This window comes from Staphylococcus auricularis, assembly GCF_051172115.1.
Lineage (GTDB): Bacteria > Bacillota > Bacilli > Staphylococcales > Staphylococcaceae > Staphylococcus > Staphylococcus auricularis_A.
The window spans coordinates 523,906-538,922 of sequence record NZ_JBPIZN010000001.1 but is presented as its reverse complement, the minus strand read 5'-3'; the positions used below and the strand labels follow the sequence as shown (position 1 = coordinate 538,922).

13 protein-coding genes are annotated in these 15,017 nt (G+C 38.3%); all 13 read left to right on the top strand.

The features are described 5' to 3' along the window. The first annotated feature begins 23 nt into the window (after nt 1-23). The 13 genes from rimP (at nt 24) to ACSBRB_RS02605 (ending at nt 15,010) form a co-directional block, all read left to right on the top strand. The gene (rimP, locus tag ACSBRB_RS02665) at nt 24-491 is read left to right on the top strand and encodes a ribosome maturation factor RimP (protein ID WP_435031494.1); all 468 of its coding nucleotides are present in this window, start codon (nt 24-26) and stop codon (nt 489-491) included. A gap of 20 nt (nt 492-511) precedes the next feature. Further along, entirely contained in the window at nt 512-1,807 is a 1,296-nt protein-coding gene (nusA, locus tag ACSBRB_RS02660) for a transcription termination factor NusA (RefSeq protein ID WP_435031493.1), read from the top strand. Nucleotides 1,808-1,824: 17 nt separating this feature from the next. Further along, complete coding sequence (gene rnpM / locus ACSBRB_RS02655; protein ID WP_435031492.1) at nt 1,825-2,109, top strand: RNase P modulator RnpM; 285 nt, start codon at nt 1,825-1,827, stop codon at nt 2,107-2,109. Continuing rightward, nucleotides 2,106-2,423 carry a L7Ae/L30e/S12e/Gadd45 family ribosomal protein gene (locus ACSBRB_RS02650; RefSeq protein ID WP_435031491.1) on the top strand — a complete coding sequence of 106 codons (318 nt, stop codon included), beginning with the start codon at nt 2,106-2,108 and terminating at the stop codon, nt 2,421-2,423. The genes rnpM and ACSBRB_RS02650 overlap by 4 nt, the downstream gene beginning before the upstream one ends. Nucleotides 2,424-2,427: 4 nt before the next feature. Further along, the gene (gene infB, locus ACSBRB_RS02645) at nt 2,428-4,560 is read left to right on the top strand and encodes a translation initiation factor IF-2 (RefSeq protein ID WP_435031490.1); all 2,133 of its coding nucleotides are present in this window, start codon (nt 2,428-2,430) and stop codon (nt 4,558-4,560) included. A 179-nt stretch (nt 4,561-4,739) separates the two neighbouring features. After that, complete coding sequence (gene rbfA / locus ACSBRB_RS02640; protein ID WP_059106656.1) at nt 4,740-5,087, top strand: 30S ribosome-binding factor RbfA; 348 nt, start codon at nt 4,740-4,742, stop codon at nt 5,085-5,087. Nucleotides 5,088-5,167: 80 nt separating this feature from the next. Further along, nucleotides 5,168-6,091 carry a tRNA pseudouridine(55) synthase TruB gene (gene truB, locus ACSBRB_RS02635; protein ID WP_435031489.1) on the top strand — a complete coding sequence of 308 codons (924 nt, stop codon included), beginning with the start codon at nt 5,168-5,170 and terminating at the stop codon, nt 6,089-6,091. 14 nt (nt 6,092-6,105) lie between these two features. Next, complete coding sequence (locus ACSBRB_RS02630) at nt 6,106-7,077, top strand: bifunctional riboflavin kinase/FAD synthetase (RefSeq protein WP_435031488.1); 972 nt, start codon at nt 6,106-6,108, stop codon at nt 7,075-7,077. A gap of 99 nt (nt 7,078-7,176) precedes the next feature. Next, nucleotides 7,177-7,446 (top strand): 30S ribosomal protein S15, encoded by a 270-nt coding sequence (rpsO, locus tag ACSBRB_RS02625; protein ID WP_059106653.1) that lies wholly within the window; start codon nt 7,177-7,179, stop codon nt 7,444-7,446. Nucleotides 7,447-7,610: 164 nt separating this feature from the next. Then, nucleotides 7,611-9,710, top strand: coding sequence for a polyribonucleotide nucleotidyltransferase (gene pnp, locus ACSBRB_RS02620; RefSeq protein WP_435031487.1), 2,100 nt, complete (start codon nt 7,611-7,613; stop codon nt 9,708-9,710). 222 nt (nt 9,711-9,932) lie between these two features. Further along, nucleotides 9,933-11,606, top strand: a complete 1,674-nt coding sequence (gene rnjB, locus ACSBRB_RS02615) for a ribonuclease J2 (RefSeq protein ID WP_435031486.1) — start codon at nt 9,933-9,935, stop codon at nt 11,604-11,606. Nucleotides 11,607-11,870: 264 nt separating this feature from the next. Continuing rightward, a complete protein-coding gene (locus tag ACSBRB_RS02610; protein ID WP_435031485.1) occupies nt 11,871-14,285 on the top strand; it encodes a DNA translocase FtsK in 2,415 nt (804 codons plus the stop codon). Next, complete coding sequence (locus ACSBRB_RS02605) at nt 14,285-15,010, top strand: GntR family transcriptional regulator (protein WP_435031484.1); 726 nt, start codon at nt 14,285-14,287, stop codon at nt 15,008-15,010. Before ACSBRB_RS02610 ends, ACSBRB_RS02605 begins: the two co-directional genes overlap by 1 nt. Nucleotides 15,011-15,017 lie beyond the last annotated feature (7 nt).

Sequence of the window (15,017 nt, the reverse complement as noted above, 5' to 3'; positions counted from 1 at the left end):
ATTTGCAAATAGGGAGGTACGAGATGAGTAAAATCACAGAGCAAGTAGAAACGCTTATACAGCCAGTCTTAGATAAATTAAATTTTGAATTAGTTGAAGTCTTATTTGAAAAAGAAGGCAAAGATTATTTTTTAAGAGTATCCATCGATAAAGAAGGCGGCGTGGACTTAAACGATTGCACGCTCGCTTCTGAAAAAATCAGTGAAGTGATGGATGAACATGATCCCATCGATCAAATGTACTATCTTGATGTCGCTTCACCTGGTGCTGAAAGACCTATTAAAAAAGAAAAAGATTATCAAAATGCAATTTCTAAACCGATTTATGTGTCATTATACGCTCCGACTGAAGGCGCAAAAGAATGGCTAGGCACATTACAGTCAGTTGAAGATGACCATATCGTGATGGAAGTCAAAGATAAAGCAAAAACGAAACAAGTTGAAATTCCGAAAAATAAAATTGCTAAAGCACGCCACGCAGTCATGCTTTAAGCAACTTAGGAGGATTAGTTGTGTCAAGTAATGAACTATTATTAGCTACAGAGTATTTAGAGAAAGAAAAGAAAATTCCGAGAGAAGTTTTAATCGATGCGATCGAAGCTGCTTTAATTACTGCATATAAAAAGAATTATGACAGTGCACGTAGTGTTCGCGTAGAGCTTAATATGGACGAAGGTACCTTTAAAGTCATCGCTCGTAAAAATGTTGTAGATGAAGTACTCGATGATCGCGATGAAGTCGATATCAGTACAGCACTTGAAAAAAACCCAGCATATGAAGTGGGCGACATTTACGAAGAAGATGTGACACCCAATGACTTTGGTCGTGTAGGTGCACAAGCTGCAAAACAAGCAGTGATGCAGCGTCTACGTGATGCTGAACGTGAAATCCTTTATAATGAATTCATCGATAAAGAAGAAGACATTATGACTGGTATTATCGATCGTGTGGATCACCGTTATGTTTACGTTAATCTTGGTCGTACTGAAGCGGTGTTATCTTCAGCAGAACGTAGTCCTAATGAACAATACATTCCAAATGAACGCATTAAAGTCTATGTAAATAAAGTAGAACAAACGACAAAAGGACCTCAAATTTATGTTTCAAGAAGTCACCCAGGACTCTTAAAACGGTTATTTGAACAAGAAGTACCTGAAATCTTTGATGGTACAGTGATCGTTAAATCAGTGGCACGTGAAGCTGGCGATCGTTCTAAAATCAGTGTTTACTCAGAAATGGACGATATCGATGCAGTCGGCGCATGTGTTGGAGCAAAAGGTTCTCGTGTAGAAGCAGTGGTAGAAGAACTCGGTGGAGAAAAAATTGACATCGTACAATGGGATAAAGATCCTAAAATCTTTGTTAAGAATGCGCTCAGCCCATCACAAGTGTTAGAAGTGATTGTGGATGAAGAAGATCAATCTACATTGGTTGTCGTGCCTGATTATCAATTATCATTAGCGATTGGTAAAAGAGGTCAAAATGCACGTTTAGCTGCGAAATTGACTGGCTGGAAAATTGATATTAAATCAGAAACAGATGCTAGAGAAGCAGGTTTATACCCGGTAGAAGATCCAGAAGCTGATACGTTAACAAATAAATTGGAAAATGAATCAGAAGAAAGCGAAACAGCAACTGCAGTCGTTGACGAAGACGTGGAAGCAGAAACTGAAGTGAACGAAGCAGATATTCAGCCTGAAACAGAAGAAGATTTGGAAAGTGAAGCTGTTATCGACGATGAGGTAGACACTTCAGAAGAAAGCGAACCTGCTGAAACAATTGAAACTGAATCTGAAACTGAAGAATGATTTGGAGGGATTAACTCATGAAACAAAGAAAAATCCCAATGCGTAAATGCATTTTATCTAACGAAATGCAACCCAAAAAAGAAATGATAAGAGTTGTTAGAAATAAAAATGGAGAAATCTTTGCGGATCCAAGCGGAAAGCAACAAGGCAGAGGCGCTTATGTGACAAAAGATGTCGAGCTCGTAGAACAAGCACGTGATAAACAAGTGCTTGAGAAATTTTTCAATGCCGACCAAGACACATTAGAACCTGTCTATAAAGAAATTATTCGTTTGATTTATCGTGAAGACATACCGACATGATGGATATTAAGATCCAAAATTTTTTAGGTCTGGCTATGCGTGCGCGTAAGGTAAAATCCGGTGAGTCTGTAATTTTAACGGATATAAAAAAACGACGAATTAAATTGGTCATCGTTGCTGAAGATGCGGCTGAAAACACACACAAATTAATGAAAAACAAGTGTGCATCCTATCAAATTCCTATGCGTATATATGGAACGAGGGACGCTTTAGGCCAAGCATTAGGCAAAGCGGAAGCTGTAAATATCGGTTTAACTAATCAAGGTTTTGCGACAAAGTTAATGTCGATGATAGATGAATATCGTAAGGAGTGATTATATGAGTAAAAAAAGAATTTACGAATATGCGAAAGAACAAAATGTGAAGAGCAAAGATGTCATTGATGAGCTAAAGGCGATGGATATAGATGTATCTAGTCATATGCAAACCCTAGAAGACAGTCAGATTAAAGCACTAGATCAAAAATATAATAAACAAGCGCAATCATCTCAGGATAAAAAAGAAAAATCTGCTCAAAATAATCACAAACAACCTAATGATCAAGGTAACAAAGATCATAATCATAAAGATCAAAAACAAAAAGTTAACAATAAGAAAAATAATAAAAAGAACAAGAAAAATAAAAACCAAAATCAAAAACAAAACAAAAAGAATCAACACGGTAAACAAAATGGCAAACAAAGTGAACCTAAAGAAATGCCATCAAAAATCACTTACGAAGAAGGTATTACCGTTGGCGAGCTAGCTAACAAATTAAACGTTGATTCATCAGGCATCGTTAAAAAATTATTCCTCTTAGGTATCATGGCTAACATCAACCAATCATTAGATGATGAAACAGTTGAATTGATTGCAGATGATTATGGGGTAGAAATCGAAAAAGAAGTCGTTGTTGATGAAGAAAATTTATCCATTTATTTCGATGATGAATCTGAAGATCCAGAAGCAGTAGAACGTCCAGCCGTTGTTACAATCATGGGTCACGTTGACCATGGTAAAACAACACTTCTTGATTCAATTCGTCATACGAAAGTCACTGCAGGAGAAGCAGGCGGTATTACGCAACATATCGGTGCTTACCAAATCGAAAATGATGGTAAAAAAATCACATTCTTAGATACACCAGGACACGCCGCATTTACAACGATGCGTGCACGTGGTGCTCAAGTTACTGATATTACCATCCTCGTTGTGGCAGCTGATGATGGTGTGATGCCACAAACAATCGAAGCGATTAACCACGCAAAAGAAGCAGAAGTACCAACCATCGTAGCAGTAAATAAAATCGATAAACCAACTGCAAATCCAGACCGTGTCATGCAAGAACTTACTGAATATGGATTAATCCCAGAAGACTGGGGCGGCGATACGATCTTCGTTCCACTTTCAGCACTTAGTGGTGACGGTATCGATGACTTACTAGAAATGATCGGTCTTGTCTCAGAAGTACAAGAACTTAAAGCAAATTCAAACAAACGCGCAGTAGGTACTGTCATTGAAGCAGAACTAGACAAATCACGTGGACCATCCGCTTCACTACTCGTTCAAAACGGTACAGTTAACGTCGGTGACTCACTCGTTGTAGGTAATACGTATGGGCGTATCCGTGCAATGGTCAACGATTTAGGTCAACGCATTAAATCTGCAGGGCCATCTACACCGGTTGAAATCACTGGTATTAATGATGTACCAGAAGCCGGTGACCGCTTCGTCGTATTCTCTGATGAAAAACAAGCACGTCGTATCGGTGAAGCACGTCATGAAGCAAGCATCATTTCACACCGTCAAGACAGTAAAAATGTTTCATTAGATAACTTATTCGAACAAATGAAACAAGGTGAAATGAAAGACTTAAACGTCATTATCAAAGGTGATGTTCAAGGTTCTGTTGAAGCCCTTTCTGCATCATTGATGAAAATTGAAGTCGAAGGCGTTAACGTACGTATCATCCACACTGCAGTAGGTGCCATCAATGAATCCGATGTCACACTTGCGAATGCGTCTAACGGTATTATTATCGGTTTCAACGTTCGTCCTGACTCTGGTGCAAAACGCGCAGCTGAAGAAGAAAATGTAGATATGCGTTTACACCGCGTCATCTACAACGTAATCGAAGAAATCGAATCAGCGATGAAAGGGATGCTTGATCCTGAATACGAAGAAAAAGTCATCGGTGAAGTTGAAGTACGTCAAACCTTCAAAGTATCTAAAATGGGTACCATCGCAGGTAGTTATGTAACAGAAGGTAAAATTACTCGTAACGCTGGTGTGCGTGTCATCAGAGATGGTATCGTACAATACGAAGGTGAAATCAACACACTTAAACGCTTCAAAGATGATGTGAAAGAAGTCGCACAAGGTTACGAATGTGGTATTACACTTGAAAAATATAACGACGTTAAAGAAGGCGATGTAATTGAAGCCTTTGAACTCGTAGAAGTAGAACGATAATTTTAGGCAGTGAGACAGGTCGGGATACATGTGTTACGTTTGAGAATGCAATCAAGTGATTCATGTCTCGACCGTTTTTCTTGTCCTCGTATCATTCCTGTTTGACGTGTGAAAATATTATATTTTATACTCTGTGAATGAAAATAAGTTAACAATAAAAGATAGAGAGGTGAAACACAATGAATATGAGAGCAGAACGTGTTGGGGAACAAATGAAACAAGAATTAATGGATATCATTAATAATAAAGTGAAAGACCCACGTATTGGATTTATTACCATTACTGATGTACAGTTGACGAATGACTTATCGATTGCGACGGTCTATCTGACGGTACTTGGCAATGAAAAAGAAGTCGATGATACGTTTAAAGGTTTAGAAAAAGCAAAAGGCTTTATCAAATCTGAAATCGGTTCACGTATGCGCTTACGTATCGTTCCAGATATCGAATACAAATACGATGAATCTATCGAATATGGTAATAGAATTGAAAAAATGATCCAAGAACTACACAGAAAAGAACAATAAATGTGAGCTGGAACCTTTTTAGAAAATAAAAGTTCCAGCTTCTCATATTGTTTGCTGCGGATAGATAAGGAGATTGACTGATGTATAATGGAATTTTACCCGTGTATAAAGAACGCGGATTAACAAGCCATGATGTCGTTTTTAAACTCAGAAAAATATTACACACGAAGAAAATTGGACATACAGGTACATTAGATCCAGAAGTTTCCGGTGTCTTACCTATTTGTATCGGTGCAGCGACAAAAGTGAGCGATTATGTGATGGATATGGGTAAATCTTATCATGCTACTGTAACGTTAGGCGTGAGCACGACTACCGAAGATCAAACGGGCGATGTTTTAGAAACGAATCCTGTTGATGCAAATCTCATTGATGAAACTGAGATTGATAACGTATTACAACAATTCCAAGGAACGATTACTCAAATTCCACCTATGTACTCTTCAGTCAAAGTGAACGGTAAGAAACTCTACGAATATGCCAGACAAAACCAAACAGTGGAACGGCCAAAACGACAAGTGACAATCTCTGAGATCACTCGCCAATCAGATTTAATGTTTGATCAACAACATGGCACTGCATATTTTGAAATCGATGTGAGTTGTGGCAAAGGCACCTATATTAGAACGTTAGCGACTGATATTGGCAAAGCAGTTGGCATACCTGCGCATATGTCGAAATTGACTCGTACAATTAGTGGTGGCTTTAATTTAGAAGAAACTATGACACTTGATCAAATTCGAGTAGAAGTTGAGCGCGATGCCTTACAACAGCGACTTTATCCTATAGAATATGGTTTAAACGGATTGAAACAAATTGTTATATCAGATCAGCATCTGAAACAAGCGATTTTGAATGGGCAAAAATTTCGCAAAGACCAATTTGATGTTGATGTGAATGAAACTGTGGTGATGTTAGATGAAGCGACGGCACGTGCACTTGCCTTATACATGCCTCATCCTGAGCAACCACATGTCATTAAACCGAAAAAAGTATTTAACTAAAGGAGATATAAGTGATGAAAGTCATAGAAGTTACGCACCCAATTAGTGAAGATCAATATATAAAAGAAGATATAGCCATGGCATTTGGTTTTTTCGATGGTATGCATAAGGGACATCACAAGGTGCTTGAAGTGTTAGATGAACGCGCATCTCAAGCGAATCTAAAGAAAGCGGTCATGACTTTTGATCCTCATCCTTCTGTTGTGCTAAATCCTAAGTTGAAACGCACAGATTACCTCACTCCGCTACCTGATAAGTTAGACATATTAGAAGCACATGGTATCGATTACTGTATTGTCATTAATTTTTCTTCAAAATTTGCGGACGTGAGTGCTGATGCATTTATTCAAGATTATATTATTAATAATCACGTCAAAGAAGTCGTTGCAGGCTTTGATTTTACATTTGGCAAATTTGGAAAAGGGAACATGTTATTACTTCAAGACATGGATGCTTTTAATACAACGATCGTGAATAAACAAGATCTTAAATCTGAAAAAATAGCGACGACGGAAATACGTAAAGCGTTAAAAGATGGGGACTTGAAAAAAGTCAATGAATCATTAGGTTATCGCTACCGAATTAAAGGGACTGTCGTGCAAGGTGAAAAACGCGGAAGAACGATTGGCTTCCCGACAGCAAATGTGCAACCGACATATGATTATGTACTACCTAAAAAAGGTGTGTACGCTGTCAGTATGACACTTGGTTCACATGATAAGGTTTATCGTGGTGTCGCAAATGTGGGTGTGAAACCGACGTTCCATGATCCTGCGAAAGCGCAAGTCGTTATTGAAGTGAACTTATTTGATTTTAAAGAAAATATTTACGGCGAACGTGTAACGGTATATTGGCATCACTATCTCCGACCAGAAGTTAAATTTGATGGTATCGATGCACTGGTAGAACAAATGAATAAAGACAAAGAAGAAGCAAAATATTTATTATCTGTTGATTTTAATGACGATGTATCATATAATATATAAGTCGTGATAATCATGACAGGACACCTTTACCTTGGCTTTACGAGACTCCGACGTATCGCTCAGATAAAGGCGCATTATTAAATAAGGAGGAAATTGATAATGGCAATTTCACAAGAACGTAAAAATGAATTAATCAAAGAATATCGTACGCACGAATCAGACACTGGTTCTCCAGAAGTACAAATCGCTGTACTTACAGCAGAAATCAGTGCGTTAAACGAACACTTACGTGAACATAAAAAAGACCACCATTCACGTCGTGGACTATTAAAAATGGTAGGTCGTCGTAGACATTTATTAAACTACTTACGTAGCAAAGATATTCAACGTTACCGTGAATTAATTAAATCATTAGGTATTCGTCGTTAATCTTAGAAGCGTATTTAAATGGGAAAGTGCCAGATTTGGTTCTTTCCCTTTTTTACTGTAAATAACTTTAAATAAAGTCAAGTAAGCTATACAATATTAGTCATATAAAAAATACATTAGAAATGATATGATAGTAGTAATAGATATATGAGAGGAGATTATCAATGTCTCAAGAGAAAAAGGTTTTCAAAACTGAGTTGGCAAATCGGTCATTAACGATAGAAATCGGCCAACTCGCTAAACAAGCAAACGGGGCAGCGTTAGTACGATACGGAGATACCGTCGTATTATCTACAGCAGTTGCATCTAAAGAACCTCGTGAAGGTGACTTTTTCCCATTGACTGTAAACTATGAAGAAAAAATGTATGCAGCAGGTAAAATCCCTGGCGGATTTAAGAAAAGAGAAGGTCGCCCAAGTGATGAAGCAACGCTTACTGCACGTTTAATCGATAGACCGATTCGTCCATTATTCCCTAAAGGCTATAAACATGACGTACAAATCATGAACACGGTATTAAGTGCAGATCCAGACTGCTCTCCAGAAATGGCAGCAATGATCGGTTCATCTATGGCTTTAAGTGTCTCTGACATTCCATTCCAAGGACCAATCGCAGGTGTCAACGTCGGCTTTGTTGACGGAAAATATGTGATTAATCCAACAGTAGAACAAAAAGAAGTTTCTCGCTTAGACTTAGAAGTTGCTGGACATAAAGATGCGGTCAACATGGTAGAAGCGGGTGCGAGCGAAATCACAGAACAAGAAATGTTAGACGCGATCTTTTTTGGACATGATGAAATCAAACGTCTTGTTCAATTCCAAGAGGAAATTGTTGAACACATTCAACCAGAAAAACAAGAATTCATTCCACCAGAACAAGATGAAGCACTCATCGAACAAGTGACAAAATCTACTGAATCTAAAGGCTTAAAAGAAGCGGTGTTAACGTTTGATAAACAGCAACGTGACGAAAATTTGGATGCCTTAAAAGAAGCGGTTGCAGAAGAATTTGTAGATGAAGAAGATCCTGATAACGAGGAATTAATCGCTGAAGTTTACAACATTTTAAATGATCTTGTAAAAGAAGAAGTGCGCCGTCTCATTGCAGATGAAAAAATTAGACCTGACGGACGTAAAACAGACGAAATCCGCCCACTAGATTCTGAAGTTGGTATTTTACCTAGAGCCCACGGTTCTGGATTATTCACTCGTGGTCAAACACAAGCATTATCCGTGCTTACGCTTGGTTCACTCAGTGATTATCAAATGATCGATGGTCTCGATGGAGAACAAGGAAAACGCTTTATGCATCATTACAATTTCCCTAACTTCTCTGTAGGTGAAACAGGCCCAGTTCGTTCTCCAGGTCGTCGTGAAATTGGCCATGGTGCATTAGGTGAACGTGCATTACGTTATATCATTCCAGATACGAAAGAATTCCCTTACACAGTGCGACTTGTCAGTGAAGTGCTAGAATCAAACGGTTCATCTTCACAAGCCTCTATCTGTGGTTCTACACTCGCGTTAATGGATGCAGGTGTACCAATTAAAGCACCAGTTGCTGGTATTGCGATGGGACTTGTAACACGTAATGATAGCTATACCATTTTAACAGATATCCAAGGTATAGAAGATGCCCTCGGTGACATGGACTTTAAAGTTGCAGGTACTTCTGAAGGTATTACAGCCATCCAAATGGATATTAAAATCGATGGTTTAACAAGAGAAATTATTGAAGAAGCTCTAGAACAAGCGCGCCAAGGTCGTTTAGCTATTTTAGATCACATGTTACAAACGATTGATCAACCACGTAGCGAATTGAGCGACTACGCACCTAAAGTGGAAACTATGACAATCAAACCAGAAAAAATTAGAGATGTCATTGGACCAGGCGGTAAAAAAATCAATGAAATTATCGATGAAACAGGCGTTAAACTCGACATCGAACAAGATGGTTCTATCTTTATCTCAGCGGTGGATCAAAGTGCCATCAATCGCGCACGTGAAATCATCGGTGAAATCACACGTGAAGCAGAAGTAGGTCAAATCTACGATGCAAAAGTAAAACGTATTGAAAAATTCGGTGCTTTCGTTGAACTCTTCCCAGGTAAAGATGCGCTTGTTCATATCTCTCAAATTGAAAATAGACATATCAATAAAGTGGAAGACGTACTCAAAATTGGTGATACACTCAAAGTTAAAGTGACAGAAATCGATAAACAAGGTCGTGTGAATGCGTCACACAGAGTATTGTTAAACGAATAATATCTACCGCGCAATCTCATTATGCGAGCAGACTTTTATGCCTAACATTTCGTTAGGTTGAGCTCTGCTCTTATTTTATATTTATACGGGCGGTTTTGCATACATAGTCATCCTATCTCAGTAGCGCGACAATTGCTTTAATAGTGTACAGCAGCTTGTTTTTAACTTATAATATACTATGAGCTTATGTATGGTCGGGTAAAAATTATAGGAGGTAAAATTTTGAATTTAATTAAGAAAAAGAATAAAAATATTCGCATCATCCCTCTCGGCGGTGTTGGGGAAATTGCGAAAAATATGTACATTGTCGAAGTAGACGATGAAATGTTTATGTTAGATGCTGGATTAATGTTTCCTGAAGATGAAATGTTAGGCGTCGATATCGTCATTCCAGACATTCAATATGTGTTAGAAAATAAACATAAACTCAAAGGGATATTTTTAACACATGGGCATGAACATGCAATCGGGGCTGCTTCATATATTTTAGAACAAGTCGATGCATCGGTATACGGTTCTAAATTTACGATTGAACTCGTCAAAGAAGCGGTAAAATCACGACATATCGATAAGAAAATTCGTTACTACGTCGTAAATGATGAATCTGTGATGCGCTTTAAAGGTGTGAACGTGACTTTCTTCAAATTAACGCACAGTATTCCAGACAGTTTAGGCGTTTGTATCCATACGTCATATGGTGCGATTGTTTATACAGGAGAGTTTAAATTTGACCAAAGTTTACAAGGCGCTTATGCTCCAGATTTGAAAAAAATGACTGAAATCGGTGACGAAGGGGTTTTCGTACTTATCAGTGACTCAGCTGAAGCGGAAAAACCAGGTTATAATACACCTGAAAATGTTATTGAATCACATATGTATGATGCGTTTTCAAAAGCAAATGGTCGCTTGATCGTTTCATGTTACGCATCAAATTTCGTACGTATTCAACAAGTACTCAATATAGCGGGTCGGTTAAATCGCAAGGTGTCTTTCTTAGGTCGCTCATTAGAAAGCTCTTTTAATATTGCCAGAAAAATGGGTTACTTCAACATTCCTAAAGATTTATTAATTCCTATTTCTGAAGTTGAGAACTACCCTAAAAACGAAGTCGTGATTATTGCGACAGGTATGCAAGGTGAGCCTATCGAAGCATTGAGTCAAATGGCTAAACAAAAACATAAGATATTAAACATTATCCCTGGAGATTCAGTCTTCTTAGCAGTTACTGCATCTGCCAATATGGAAGTCATTGTTCAAGATACTTTGAACGATCTCGTTCGAGCTGGTGCAGAAGTGATTCCGAATAACAAAAAAATTCATGCATCTAGTCACGGTTGTATGGAAGAACTGAAACTCATGTTAAACATTATGAAACCTGAATACTTTATACCTGTGAACGGAGAATTCAAGATGCAAATTGCCCATGCGAAGTTAGCAAATGAAGCGGGTGTTGCACCTGAAAATATCTTCTTAGTTGAAAAAGGTGACGTCGTTAACTATGATGGCGATACGATGATACTCAATGAAAAAGTAAACGCAGGTAATGTGCTAATCGATGGCATTGGCGTTGGTGACGTAGGTAACATTGTATTGAGAGACCGTCATTTACTAGCAGAAGATGGTATCTTTATCGCAGTAGTCACATTAGATCCTAAGAACCGTCGAATCGCAGCAGGGCCTGAAATACAATCACGCGGCTTTGTTTACGTTCGCGAAAGTGAAGCGCTGTTAAAAGAAGCAGAAGAAAAAGTCCAAGAGATTGTTGAACAAGGTTTAATGGAAAAACATATCGAATGGTCAGAAATCAAACAAAATATGCGTGATAAAATCAGCAAATTGTTATTTGAAAGCACGAAACGTCGACCAATGATTATTCCAATCATTTCAGAAATATAATAAATGATGTATCAAAGAGGTTGAGACATAAAGAGGAAAGCACAGACGGATGACTTGAACAGTAACAGTGGTGTGAGTGCATGTGCGTAGGATCCTTGATGTTGTCTTTGCCTCTTTACTTCATATTATCTACTGAATCGACGCCATCCCCATATCAGTGATATGGGGAATACATACATATTGAGCTACATCACGTTTCAATGGCTTAACAGCCTATTATACGGATTTGAAGGAAAATAAGTTATAAAAAGAAGGTGAATTGCTTTGCCTCAATCAAAAAGAAAGACGACTAATCGTAAAAAACCGTCTCAAACGAAACGAAAAACGAATAACAAACGCAAAAAACAAGACCATACGGTGCGTTATTTGATTGCAGTCGTCGTCTTTATCGTTCTTATTCTCGGCATTTTCCAACTTGGGATTATAGGTACGATGTTCGATAGTTTCTTTAACTATTTATTTGGTATAGCCCGTTATTATACATATGCGCTTATAATTATCGCAACAGGGTATATAGCATTCTATAAGAAAATACCACGTACACGACGTACAGTGGGTGCTGTTTTACTCCAATTTACGCTCGTATTAATCGCACAAATCGTTTATCATTTTACGGATGGAATTAAGGCTGAGCGTGAACCTGTACTTTCATTTGTGTACCATGCTTATGACAACACACATTTTCCAAACTTTGGTGGTGGGGTGACAGGTTATTATCTCTTTGAATTATTGAACCCGCTTATTTCTATGGCTGGTGTCGTGATTTTAACACTGTTACTTGTTGTCTCTAGTGCTATCTTATTACTGAAAAAACGTCACAGAGATGTATCGAAATCTCTAATGGAACAGCTCAAATCATCTAGTCATCAAGCTTCAGAAAGCTTCAAAGATCATCGCCAAAAAGCAAAAGTGAAACGAGATGCTAAAGCACGTGTCAAAGCTGAACAACGCGAAAAAGAGGCGAAAGATAAAAAATCTCAACCTGTGACGGATGTGTCAGACTTACCTGAAGTGCCACAAGAAGAATCAACATCATCTATTCCAATTTATGGTCATAGTGATAAAGATGAAGCATCTGAAACAGAATCAACGTTAAATCGACGTCGCGTTTACGATCAAGAAGAAACACAAACTAAGCATGATCAACAAGATAAAACTCAACGTCGTACCTCTCAACGTTCGACTGAGGCAGAAGATAGTGAGCAATCAGATGCAACATCTGAAGCGACATCTTCAATTTCTGATGCGGGTGAAGTAGAAAATGCGGCCTACCAAATTCCACCGTTAACGTTACTCAATGAGCCGAAAAAACAACGCACGACTTCGAAAGCGGAAGTGCAGCAAAAAGGGAAATTGTTAGAAACGACGATGAAAAACTTTGGGGTAAATGCAAGAGTGACACAAATTAAGATTGGTCCAGCGGTTACACAATATGAAATTGAGCCTGCACAAGGGGTCAAAGTAAGTAAAATCGTCAACTTGCATAACGACATTGCACTCGCCCTTGCTGCAAAAGATGTCCGCATCGAAGCACCGATTCCAGGGAAATCAGCGGTAGGTATCGAAGTACCTAACGAGAAAATTTCACTTGTTTCATTAAAAGAAGTGCTCGATGCGCATTTCCCTTCAGACAATAAACTCGAGGTTGGATTAGGACGAGATATTTCAGGAGATCCAATCGCAGTGTCACTGAATGATATGCCACACTTACTCGTCGCTGGTTCTACAGGTAGTGGTAAATCAGTTTGTATCAATGGCATTATTGTCAGCATTTTATTAAATGCACGTCCTAATGAAGTGAAATTGATGTTAATTGATCCTAAAATGGTGGAATTAAATGTGTATAACGGTATTCCACACTTGCTTATTCCAGTCGTTACAAATCCACATAAAGCGTCTCAAGCATTAGAAAAAATTGTTGCTGAGATGGAACGACGTTATGATTTATTCCAACATACATCTACACGTAACATGGAAGAGTATAATGCATACATTCGTAACCAAAACGAAGAATTAGAGGAAAAACAAGCTGAGTTACCTTATATCGTCGTCATCGTGGACGAACTCGCAGACTTAATGATGGTTGCAGGTAAAGATGTTGAAAACTCAATCCAACGTATTACACAAATGGCACGTGCAGCAGGTATTCACTTAATTGTAGCTACCCAACGTCCATCTGTCGACGTCATCACTGGTATCATAAAAAATAACATCCCATCTCGAATCGCATTTGCTGTAAGTTCACAAACCGATTCACGTACAATCATTAACAGTAGTGGTGCCGAAAAATTACTAGGTAAAGGGGACATGTTATATGTCTCAAACAATTCTAATAATCAAACGCGTATACAAGGGGCGTTTTTAAGTAACCAAGAAGTGCAAGCTGTCGTGAACCATGTCGTAGAACAACAAAAAGCCAATTATGTGAAAGAAATGGAACCCGATGCAGCAGTTGATAAATCTGAAATGAAAAGTGAAGATTCATTATATGATGAAGCCTACTTATTTGTAATTGAACAACAGAAAGCAAGCACATCATTGTTACAACGCCAGTTTAGAATTGGTTACAATCGCGCATCAAGATTGATGGATGATCTAGAACGCAATCAAGTAATTGGACCGCAAAAAGGCAGCAAACCAAGACAAATTTTGGTGGATTTAAATGAGGACGAGGTGTAATGATGGAACTATCTTCAAAATATCGAGTTAAAGAATGGCTAATCAGACAGATCAAATCAGGAGAATTGAAACCAGGTCATCCGTTACCAAGCACATTAGGTATTGCAAGAGCGTTAGGAGTCAAAACCGACGACGTTTACGATGGAATTGCGGAATTAATAGCGGAGCAAGTGCTCACAGAACATGTAGAAGAAGGGCCAAGAGTGAAACATTTGCGCCCTTTCTACTATCCTTTAGGAGAGCTTGTCAGCATAAGTAAAATGATTGAATCCCAAGGATATCACTCCGGTACAGAATATATTGCTTTAGATGAGATTCCTGCGACGACGTTGGATGCAGATATATTGCAATTAGAGTTGAAATCGCTTGTTACACAAATTGAGCGTATACGTACTGCTGATGGGGCGCCAGTGGTCTATTGCATAGATAAAGTAGCGACGACGCATTTAACATGCCAGGCATTTCAACAAAACAATGATGGGTCGATTTTAGATGCGATGAAACAGTATTCCAATATTGACATTAAACATGTTGAAGTGGAATTAGACACGGTAAGTTATGAACCACACATTTCCGACAACTTAGATGCGATGCCACATGAATCGTTAATGTTGCTTAAAATTGTTCATTACGACACTGAAGGTAAACCCGTTTTATATTCACTCAATTACTTCAGAAGTAGCTTAGTGAAATTTAAAACAACCAATTTTAGATATGAAACATAAGAAAGTG